At 56.4% G+C, this 1,085-nt stretch carries 1 rRNA gene; it reads right to left on the reverse strand.

The annotated features are described in order from the left end of the window. A 23S ribosomal RNA gene (locus C483_RS20610) occupies nucleotides 1-1,085 on the reverse strand; the annotation flags it as partial.

Genomic DNA, 1,085 nt, shown 5'->3' on the forward strand with positions numbered 1-1,085 from the left:
CTCCAGACTCCGCACTGGAACGTACAGTTCACCGGGCCCAACGTTGGGACAGTGGCGCTCTCGTTGATCCATTCATGCAAGCCGCTACTGAAGCGGCAAGGTACTACGCTACCTTAAGAGGGTCATAGTTACCCCCGCCGTTAACGGGTCCTTCGTCCCCTTGTAAGGGGTGTTCAGATCCCCGCACTGGGCAGGATTCAGTGACCGTACGAGTCCTTGCGGATTTGCGGTCACCTATGTTGTTACTAGACAGTCGGAGCGCCCGAGTCACTGCGACCTGCCTCTTTCCGAGGCAGGCATCCCTTATTGCGAACGTACGGGACTAACTTGCCGAATTCCCTAACGTCGGTTGCTCCCGACAGACCTTGGCTTTCGCCGCCATGAGTACCTGTGTCGGATCTCGGTACGGACAGTATGCTCGTCTTTTCACGGGCTCTGGGTTGACCCAGCTTGCGTTATCCAGCCATTCGATCGCTTCGTGCCATTACGGCTTCCACGTTCTTCGACTGTTCAACCGGGCGAAGGCCCGGCCTGGGTGGCCCCAAAGCGTCAACTTTGATTGCATACCGGCATAGGAATATTAACCTATTTCCCTGTTGTCAGCTTCGACTTACGGGCTGACTTAGGACCGGCTAACCCTCAGCTGATTAGCATTGCTGAGGAACCCTTACTCGTTCGGCCGTCGGGGGTCTAACCCGACTAACGCTGCTACTATGACCAGGATTTTCGTTACTGAACGGTCCACACGAATTCTCATCCGTGCTTCCACCCGAACAGAACGCCAACCTACGCGATTNACGGCTCGGTCTCGGTGGTGGATTTGAGCCCCGATCATTTTGGGCGCCTCAAACCTCGGCCGGTAAGCTGTTACGCTTTTCTTAGAGGGTAGCTGCTTCTAAGCTCCCCTCCCGGCTGTCTAGGGCTTGAGACCACCTTCGATCGCACTTAATCCACACTTTGGGACCTTAACCCAGCTCTGGGTTGTCTCCCTTACGGTACACAGGCTTACCCCGTGCACCGGACTCCCTGCGTCGAACGACGTTCATAGGTTCGGAGTTGGACAGGGGGGCGCACTCCTCTCGGAG

This window comes from Natrialba hulunbeirensis JCM 10989 (genome assembly GCF_000337575.1).
Lineage (GTDB): Archaea > Halobacteriota > Halobacteria > Halobacteriales > Natrialbaceae > Natrialba > Natrialba hulunbeirensis.